Source organism: Bacteroides sp. 2201st1_D9_2201SCRN_220225 (genome assembly GCF_040928965.1).
Classification (GTDB): domain Bacteria; phylum Bacteroidota; class Bacteroidia; order Bacteroidales; family Bacteroidaceae; genus Bacteroides; species Bacteroides stercoris.
This window is the reverse complement of the sequence record NZ_JBCODG010000111.1, coordinates 1-8,760: the sequence shown is the minus strand read 5'-3', so window position 1 is coordinate 8,760 and position 8,760 is coordinate 1. Positions and strand designations below refer to the sequence as shown.

Annotated in this window: 7 protein-coding genes, 1 tRNA gene and 4 pseudogenes; 8 read left to right on the top strand and 4 right to left on the bottom strand. The window is 38.6% G+C overall.

Going from position 1 to position 8,760, the window contains the following annotated elements:
- Positions 1 to 77 precede the first annotated feature (77 nt).
- A pseudogene (locus AB5903_RS21165) lies at positions 78 to 378 on the top strand (transposase); the annotation flags it as partial.
- 108 nt (positions 379 to 486) lie between these two features.
- Here the strand turns inward: AB5903_RS21165 and AB5903_RS21160 are convergent.
- Positions 487 to 574 (bottom strand) — tRNA-Ser (locus AB5903_RS21160).
- Between the two features lie 480 nt (positions 575 to 1,054).
- Here AB5903_RS21160 and AB5903_RS21155 point away from each other — a divergent pair.
- The 4 genes from AB5903_RS21155 (at position 1,055) to AB5903_RS21140 (ending at position 4,711) form a co-directional block, all read left to right on the top strand.
- Positions 1,055 to 2,281 carry a glycine betaine/L-proline ABC transporter ATP-binding protein gene (locus AB5903_RS21155; RefSeq protein ID WP_117917893.1) on the top strand — a complete coding sequence of 409 codons (1,227 nt, stop codon included), beginning with the start codon at positions 1,055 to 1,057 and terminating at the stop codon, positions 2,279 to 2,281.
- Positions 2,278 to 3,105: a proline/glycine betaine ABC transporter permease gene (locus AB5903_RS21150; protein WP_195658668.1), complete on the top strand. Its 828-nt coding sequence runs from the start codon at positions 2,278 to 2,280 to the stop codon at positions 3,103 to 3,105. The genes AB5903_RS21155 and AB5903_RS21150 overlap by 4 nt, the downstream gene beginning before the upstream one ends.
- Positions 3,106 to 3,126: 21 nt before the next feature.
- Positions 3,127 to 4,011: a glycine betaine ABC transporter substrate-binding protein gene (locus AB5903_RS21145; RefSeq protein ID WP_117908009.1), complete on the top strand. Its 885-nt coding sequence runs from the start codon at positions 3,127 to 3,129 to the stop codon at positions 4,009 to 4,011.
- 88 nt (positions 4,012 to 4,099) lie between these two features.
- On the top strand, positions 4,100 to 4,711 hold the full coding sequence (locus AB5903_RS21140) for a TetR/AcrR family transcriptional regulator (RefSeq protein ID WP_195658669.1): 612 nt from the start codon (positions 4,100 to 4,102) through the stop codon (positions 4,709 to 4,711).
- A gap of 24 nt (positions 4,712 to 4,735) precedes the next feature.
- On the opposite strand, the pseudogene AB5903_RS21135 reads toward AB5903_RS21140, so the two are convergent.
- Positions 4,736 to 5,945, bottom strand: a pseudogene (locus AB5903_RS21135) (IS256 family transposase).
- Between the two features lie 110 nt (positions 5,946 to 6,055).
- Here AB5903_RS21135 and AB5903_RS21130 point away from each other — a divergent pair.
- Positions 6,056 to 6,241 (top strand): annotated as a pseudogene (locus tag AB5903_RS21130) (flavodoxin domain-containing protein); the annotation flags it as partial.
- A gap of 27 nt (positions 6,242 to 6,268) precedes the next feature.
- Here AB5903_RS21130 and AB5903_RS21125 read toward each other — a convergent pair.
- Together AB5903_RS21125 and AB5903_RS21120 are read right to left on the bottom strand one after the other, a co-directional pair.
- Positions 6,269 to 6,529: a hypothetical protein gene (locus AB5903_RS21125; RefSeq protein WP_368118239.1), complete on the bottom strand. Its 261-nt coding sequence runs from the start codon at positions 6,527 to 6,529 to the stop codon at positions 6,269 to 6,271.
- 11 nt (positions 6,530 to 6,540) lie between these two features.
- Positions 6,541 to 7,755 (bottom strand): annotated as a pseudogene (locus AB5903_RS21120) (DUF3945 domain-containing protein).
- A gap of 182 nt (positions 7,756 to 7,937) precedes the next feature.
- Here AB5903_RS21120 and AB5903_RS21115 point away from each other — a divergent pair.
- Positions 7,938 to 8,162: a helix-turn-helix domain-containing protein gene (locus AB5903_RS21115; protein WP_060385126.1), complete on the top strand. Its 225-nt coding sequence runs from the start codon at positions 7,938 to 7,940 to the stop codon at positions 8,160 to 8,162.
- Positions 8,163 to 8,166: 4 nt separating this feature from the next.
- Positions 8,167 to 8,700, top strand: a complete 534-nt coding sequence (locus AB5903_RS21110) for a hypothetical protein (RefSeq protein ID WP_368118236.1) — start codon at positions 8,167 to 8,169, stop codon at positions 8,698 to 8,700.
- The last annotated feature ends 60 nt before the right edge of the window (positions 8,701 to 8,760 follow it).

Genomic DNA, 8,760 nt, shown 5'->3' with positions numbered 1-8,760 from the left:
TGCGGGTTTCATAAAACAAAGGTAAGCAAAGATAGCTAATTTTAAAACTTACCAACCAGATATTTCCGCTGAGCCGTTTGTGCCATTCCCTGCGGATGATATTCTCAAAGAATACCATAAAGGATGCTGCATATCTGGCTATGGCACGATGGTATAACAAAGTAGAAGATGCAGGGATGCGTTCATTGAACGTCATTGCTACTACTTTTTATGAACACTATGATGAAATACTCAATTTCTACAACCACCGTTCTTCAAATGCGAAGGCAGAATCTTTCAATGCCAAAATCAAATTGTTCAGAGCAAACCTTAGCGGTGTAGCTGACAAGAAGTTCTTTCTATTCCACATTGCTAATGCTATATGCGTATCCCCACTAAAAAGCTACTGAGCCCTTTTTTTATGCTTATTTTGCTATGTGCCCAAAAAAAGAAAACCTGTAAAGTATTAATTTACAGGGATTTTCTTTGTTTTGCAATTCTTTCCAGCGGAGAGACGGGGATTCGAACCCCGGATACCCTTTTGGGGTATACACGCTTTCCAGGCGTGCCTCTTCAACCACTCGAGCACCTCTCCTTTTCGGGGCGCAAAAGTAAAGGAAGTTTTCGAAATCACCAAATATTTGGTATAAATAATCTATCGAATACATATTAAATTAAGCCAAATCCACGTAGTTTTCCTAAAAAACTTCAATAACCAAACTCAATTATCACCTTTACAGTATCACTTTTGTACAATAGACGCGATAGGTGCAACAATCTTTTTCAAGCATTTTGTCTTCTTGCTGATTTATTTTTATATGCTTGAATGCTCCCCTTTTAAAAGACTATCTATGAATTCTATCACTTCCGTATTGCTTACAAAAATGAGACGTTTTTTATATCTCCTTGAACAAAACAAAACGACAATCCGTTTATATAACAGTAAAACGACAAATCCCTCATTTTAATTCCATATTTACTCGTCCCGTCCCGAAACAATCCGAGTTAAATAAACCCGTCCGGTGTGAAAATAAAATGTGAACCAGAAACTATATTAAAATAAAACAATATTATTATGAGTAAAATCGAAATTAGAAACCTATATCTAATCTTTGGAAAAGAAAAGCATAAAGCAGAGAAAATGCTGAAAGAAGGCAAAACTAAAGAGGAAATATTAAAGGTAACCGGATGTACCGTTGCCGTAAAAGATGCCAATCTATCCATCAACGAAGGCGAAATATTCGTAATAATGGGACTCTCCGGCAGTGGAAAGTCGACCTTGCTGCGCTGCATCAACCGACTAATACGTCCCACTTCAGGAGAAATAATAATCAACGATACTGATATTTCGAAGGCTTCAAAGCAACAACTGCTGCAAATACGCAGAAAGGAACTTGCCATGGTATTTCAGCACTTCGGCTTACTACCCCACCGCTCCGTTTTGCACAACATTGCTTTCGGATTGGAACTGCAAGGAGTAGAAAAAGAAGAACGTGAAAAGAAAGCTATGGAGTGCATGCAGCAAGTTGGACTGAAAGGATATGAAAACCAAATGGTAGGGCAGCTCTCCGGTGGCATGCAGCAACGTGTCGGCTTGGCCCGCGCCCTTGCCAACAACCCGGAAGTGTTGCTTATGGACGAAGCTTTCTCCGCCCTTGATCCACTGATACGTGTACAGATGCAAGATGAATTACTGACCTTACAGTCGAAAATGAAAAAGACAATTGTTTTTATTACTCACGACCTGAACGAAGCCATCAAGCTGGGCGACCGCATCGCCATCATGAAAGACGGTGAAATTGTACAGACAGGTACTTCCGAAGAAATATTGACCGAACCTGCCAATGCCTACGTAGAACGTTTCGTAGAAAATGTAGACCGCTCCAAAATAATCACCGCCAGTTCCATTATGGCAGACAAGCCGCTTGTGGCGAGACTAAAGAAAGAAGGTCCCGAGGTATTGATCCGCAAAATGCGAGAACGTAACCTCACTGTCCTGCCGGTGGTAGATGCCGGCAATATACTGGTTGGAGAGGTCAGACTAAATGACCTGCTAAAGCTGCGAAAAGAGCAAATCCGTTCGATAGACACCGTTGTACGTCACGAAGTACACTCTGTACTGAGCGATACCATACTCGAGGACATCCTGCCGCTTATGACCCGCACTAATTCTCCTATCTGGGTAGTAAACGAGAACCGGGAATTTCAGGGAGTAGTTCCATTGTCGTCACTCATCATCGAAGTGACCGGAAAAAACAAGGAAGAAATTAATGAAATCATTCAAAACGCAATAGAATTATGATAAATATAGGACAATATATAGAAACAGCCATCAACTGGCTCACCAACCATTTCGCTACATTCTTCGACACTCTGAGCATAGGTATCGGCGGTTTTATAGACAGTTTCCAACACGTACTGTACGGCATCCCCTTTTACATTACCATCATCGCTTTGACAGTTCTTGCCTGGACGAAGTCGGGCAAAGGAACAGCCGTATTTACCATTTTGGGCCTATTGCTTATTTACGGAATGGGCTTTTGGGAAGAAACCATGCAGACATTGGCTCTCGTATTGTCATCCACTTGTCTTGCACTGCTGCTGGGCGTGCCATTAGGCATCTGGACTGCCAACAGCAATCGGTGTAATAAAATCATGCGTCCCATACTGGACTTCATGCAAACCATGCCCGCTTTTGTATACCTGATTCCGGCGGTACTATTCTTTGGTTTGGGTACCGTACCGGGCGCATTTGCAACCGTTATCTTCGCCATGCCGCCTGTAGTGCGGCTAACCGGGCTCGGCATCCGCCAAGTTCCGAAAAACGTGGTAGAAGCTTCCCGCTCTTTCGGTGCCACTCCCTGGCAGTTACTCTACAAGGTACAACTACCCTTGGCGCTGCCCACTATAATGACAGGAATAAACCAGACTATCATGATGTCTCTGTCCATGGTGGTGATTGCCGCTATGATTTCCGCCGGTGGCTTGGGAGAAATTGTATTGAAAGGAATTACCCAAATGAAAATAGGACTTGGATTTGAAGGCGGTATAGCCGTCGTTATATTAGCTATTGTGTTGGACCGTATCACCCAGGGTATGGCACAAGGCAAAAAGAAAAAATTATAGAACTGAAAAGAAATAAACGATATGAACAGACTGAAAATAATAGCCGTACTGTTGTTGGCAGCCTTGCTGCCGACAGCTTGCGGTAACCTCAATGACAATAAGAAAATCAGCATAGCCTATGCCAATTGGTCAGAAGGCATCGCAATGTCTTATCTGATAAAAGTGATATTGGAAGAACATGGCTACGATGTACGGATGCTGAATGCTGATTTAGCTCCTATCTTCGCATCTTTATCGCGCAAAAAAGCGGATGTATTCATGGATGTATGGCTACCGGTAACCATGCATGATTATATGGAGCAATACGGAGACAAATTGGAAGTCATCGGCAATGTATACGATAATGCACGCATCGGTCTGGTAGTACCAGAATATGTCACCATTCAATCCATTGAAGAATTAAACGGACATAAAGATAAGTTCTCCAGTCAAATCATCGGTATTGATGCAGGAGCCGGAATCATGAAAACAACCGAAAAAGCATTAAACGAATATGGTTTGGACTATAAACTGATGACCGCAAGCGCCCCTGCCATGACCACATCATTAGATAAAGCAATCCGAAAAAAAGAATGGATAGTAGTGACCGGCTGGACTCCACACTGGATGTTCGGACGCTATAAGCTGAAAATACTCGATGACCCCAAACAGATATATGGAAAAGCTGAATCCATCCATACTGTAGTCTGGAAAGATTTTAGTGAAAAATATCCGTTTGTTGCCGAACTTTTACGAAATATCCGACTGGATGACCAGCAAATCAGCTCGCTGATGGCCACTATAGAAAAAACACAAAAAACGGAAACCTATGCCGTCCGCCAATGGATGAAAGAACATCAGGCCTTAGTAGACAGCTGGATACCTATAAAAACAGACTTTTCCACAAACTCTTATATCAACAGATAACGGCCAATAATGAAAATAAAAAGCGTATTTCTTTGATGTCACCACATGGTTACTTATATTTGTCACCAAATAGTGACAAATATAAATTATGGAATTAAAAGAAACGGAAAAGCGATTGCTTGAAGCAGTCAGCAAAATAATTGAAGAAGAAAGTTTTACCCAAATAGGTATTAACCGTATTGCAAAGAAAGCACAATGTGATAAAGTTTTGATATACCGTTATTTTGGTGGTTTAGACGGGCTATTGGCAGCCTGGGCGAAGCAATATGATTTTTATTCATTTGCCTATTCCGAGTTTGCCGGTCAGATAGCACAGGTTACAACCGCTAATCTTAAGGATATAATAAAAACAATACTATTAAAGCAATTGGAATATCTGAAAGATAGTCATCTTATGCAAGAATTGTATGTATGGGAATTATCAGGAAAATCATCATTTCGGACAATACAGGCAGAGCGGGAGAAGAACGGTCATAAGTTACAGTTGGAGTTGGAAAAGAGATTAGGAAAGATTTGCCATAATTGCAATTTTTATATTACTGTTATCATAGCCGCGATTAACTATATCATATTATTTACCCGGCAATATAATATGTTCAATGGAATAGATTTTAGCCAGCCGGAAGCATGGGAGGAACTGAAAAATATTATCTCTGATTACATTGATACATTCTTAGGCACTGTCCACAATTTTGTGTAAATAGAAAACTTCAGTATTTGGGTTTTATACTTGAATCCTGTTTTCAAATATATATAATAATAAATTGGTTAAATATCAATGCCCAATTCCCAATAGGTTGGTACCATTTCTTTTCGATTTCGTTAATGGCCAGATAGACAGATTTTTTCAACGCATTATCATTCGGAAATGATAGCTTATTTTTGGTGTACTTTCTAATCTTCCCATTCAGATTTTCAATAAGATTAGTGATATAGATAATCTTTCTAATCCCGACAGGGAAATCAAAGAACACAGTCAGTTCTTCCCAATTATTTCTCCATGAGCGTATCGCATATGGATATTTAGCACCCCATTTTTACTCAAAATTATCCAACTCCATCTCAACTGCTTCTTTAATAGGTGCATTATAGATGTTACTTAAATCGGCAGTGAACTCCTTCTTTTCTTTCCAGACGACATGGCGACAGGAGTTTCTAATTTGGTGTACCACACATATTTGAGTAATAGAGGCAGGAAATACACTCTTGATGGTTTCCGTAAATCCATTCAGCTTATCAGTAACTGTAGTCAGAATATCTTCCACACTACGGGCTTTGAGATCCGTTAAAACGCCCAACCAGAAAGCGGCACTCTCATTTTTACCAATCCACATACCCAATACTTCTTTCAAGCCTTCCTTATTCAGACCTACACATAGGTAAACAGTCTTATTAATCACTTTACCGTTTTCTCTGACTTTGAATACGATGTCATCCATCCAGACAATCATATATAAATTGTCCAAAGGACGATTTTGTCACTCTGTTGCAGCCTGGCTAACTTTATTGGTGATAATGGAGGTGGCGGAGGTAGAGAGGTTAATACCGTATATTTCCTGCATTTCCTATTCAATGTCAACGACGCTCATACCTTTGGCATAAAGAGAGATGACAAGATGCTCAATAGATAAGCCGCGGGATTGATGCTTGAGAATAACAATAGGCTCAAATTCACCTTTCCGATCACGAGGAACCTAAATAACAGATTCACCCATCTCGGTTTGAATCTGCTTCCTATAACTACCATTGCGGGAGTTGTCACTATGATCTCCTTGATTGGAGTGTTTTTCATAACCTAAATGGTTTTCCATCTCTGCTTCCAGCATTTGTTCATAAACACGAGTATGAAGCTCTTTCATGAAAGCAGTCACATCTTCGCCAGTCTTAAACAAGGACAGAAACTCTTTACTTAACAAATCTTTAGGAATGTCCATAAAATCTGATTTTTTACAAAATCAATATATAAAAAACTACGAGAGAAATCCCGTAGTTTTCTATTTACACAATCAGATGGATAGTCCCCATTCTTAATATCAAAAATCAAATGAGAATAGTCATATTCTATTCATCCACCTATAACGGGAACACATTAAAAATTGCCGAAAGCATAGCAGTAACTCTTTCTGCCGACCTGATAACAATAGAAACTAAAATATCCGATTTTGATTTATCACAGTACGATTTAATAGGGACCAGTTCAGCAATACATTTTGGCCAACATGCCATCCGATTGCAACGGTTCGTTTCAGCATTGCCTTTACAAGGAAAAAACATTTTCATATTTTCCACCCGCTGTCGTCCGTTTCTGGGCAATTATCACAGAACACTGAAAAATATCATAAAACAGAAGAAAACCCATCTTATTGATGAGTTCTCCTGTGTGGGCTTTGACCGAACAAGTCCTTGGGTCTTGATAGTTTCTTTCCATATGCCCATTTCCACGGCTATCTGCACCAACAATAGCCGCCAGTTCTCTGGCAACTGATGGCTTTTCTACAATAATACAAGTCATCCCCATAGTACTGCAGATTAGATTTTATGACCTTTTTTCTCCTGAACCTCCTTCTTCTGTTTTTCAGTCGGCTCTGTCTGTTCCTTCTTCAGAGGTTCTTTTACATGTTTGATTGCCTCATTGGTCTTACCCATCATTGTTCACGGCAACCTAAGTCTTGTTTTCTTTAGCTACCACCCTGGCTTCACCCTGCTCCTTTTTCCTGCCCGGATTCCATCTGTAAAATATCGGTCGGTTTTCTTCCTTGTCAAACTTGGCATATGCATTGAAAGGCTGTCCGGCTTTATCAACCATATTCTTGATGTAGAGTGCATGCCCCTCATTAAGCTCCGCCTGTTGCTTTTCTATAAGTTCCACTCCGCAAACTTTCCTTAAAAACACCTTTCTGCTGTTCCTGGTTTATATGCTGAGTCACACTCTGCTTTGGAGCATTATCAAACTTGAATTCGATTCCCTTCTTATCGGCATTAATCTAAATATGAGCATTGAAAGGATTACCGGCTTTGGAAATCATATTCTCTATAGCAACAGTTTTACTCATAGCAAGATCTGTCTTCTGTTGTTCGGAAAGCTTAACACCCTTTATTTCATCAGGTACACGCACACGGTCAGCCCCCAAAGCTATCAGTTCATTCGTTTGCGGATCAACGGATATGAAAGCCTTGAACGGTTCTCCGTTTTTAAAAGTAACGTCAGCCAGTCTTCCCAAATTACCCATTTCACGTAGCATCTTCTTGTCTTCCTCTGAAAACTCAACACCCATAAAAGGGAAGTCCAACTGTAGCTCTTTTTTTGCATCAGATTACTCTTTCCTCCACCAAACATCTTTTCAAGATTACCCGAAGCCTTCAACAGCTCATGGGTGATACCAATTACCGTAAACTCATTCTAGTCAATACGTTCTTCGTTTACGCATATCAGTTTCAGCTGTTCTTCATTCTCTTTCGGTTGCTGAAGCATTTTCTGAAGAATCATTACAAAACTTTCTACCTTATCTGCAACAAGTCTGTAAAGTCTGTTTCTTGAAGAAGCATTAAACTGTCTGGTAAAGTTCTCCATGAAGTTCTTTAAAATACGTCATTTTCACTGAATTTCATGAACTGTCTTGAATGTGCATCAAGCGGCTCAACTGTCTGCACCTTACTTTCTGCATCAACTGATGAAACTACTGAAAACTTTTTTTATTCCTTATCCTCTAGTCCAAGGATGTAGTTATTGGTGTTCGTATCCATTAATTCTAAATTTAATGGATTTGAACACTAAATATATAATCATAGATAGCTAAATATAAATACCAAAGAAAATAGCAGAAAATGATGTAAAATATAGTCTATGTTAATTTTTAATGCCAACTATAGTATGTTGAAAAAATAAAATGTCGCAATTATATTTGCATAATATAATTAGACATACTATGAGTATAGAAAGTAAATCAATCTTAGATATTTTTGCACGAAACGTTAAAAAAAGAAGAAATGAGCTTGGAATATCTCAAGAAAAATTAGCAGAATTATCAGGCTTACATAGAACTTATATAGGTATGATTGAGCGTTCAGAAAAAAATATAACTCTTCTGAATATTCAGAAAATATCCAAGGCTTTAAACGTAGAAATATCAACACTTTTAAAAGAAGAATAATAATATGAAAATACAAGACATTATAGTTTTACCTGTAGATGATGGTATAATAAATAAGACAGTAAATAATGCTATTAAAAAATATGACTATACAATTAATAATCTGTCATATTCAAGAACACCAGTTGAGCAGTTAGACAATATATATATGGGAGATTTGGCTAAAAATGCATTAGTGGCTTATTTTCGTAATCAAAGAATAGTAGTTGAGGATTATGATGAAATAAGAACTGATAATTTTCAAGATCATGACCCCGGTTGGGATTTTAAATTAGGAAAACATAAACTTAGATGTGAAGTAAAATCTTCAATTCCACCAAATAATGAATCAGACTCTGATATAATAGCAAAAAGAGATATAAAGGTTATTGCTAGTCATGACAAGCATCAGGAAACTGTAATACCAGCCGAAAGGCTAGATTGTGAACTACATTTTCAAATCTATTTCAGAGCTGTTACATATAAGAAAGGCTATGATGACTTTAAAAAATTATTAAATGATTTAAAACAAAATCCAGCTATAACAATAATTCGTTAAAAATTCGCCACGCCTAAGCGGCTCTGGCAGTAAATAAAATGAGTTCTTTGAAAAGTTTGT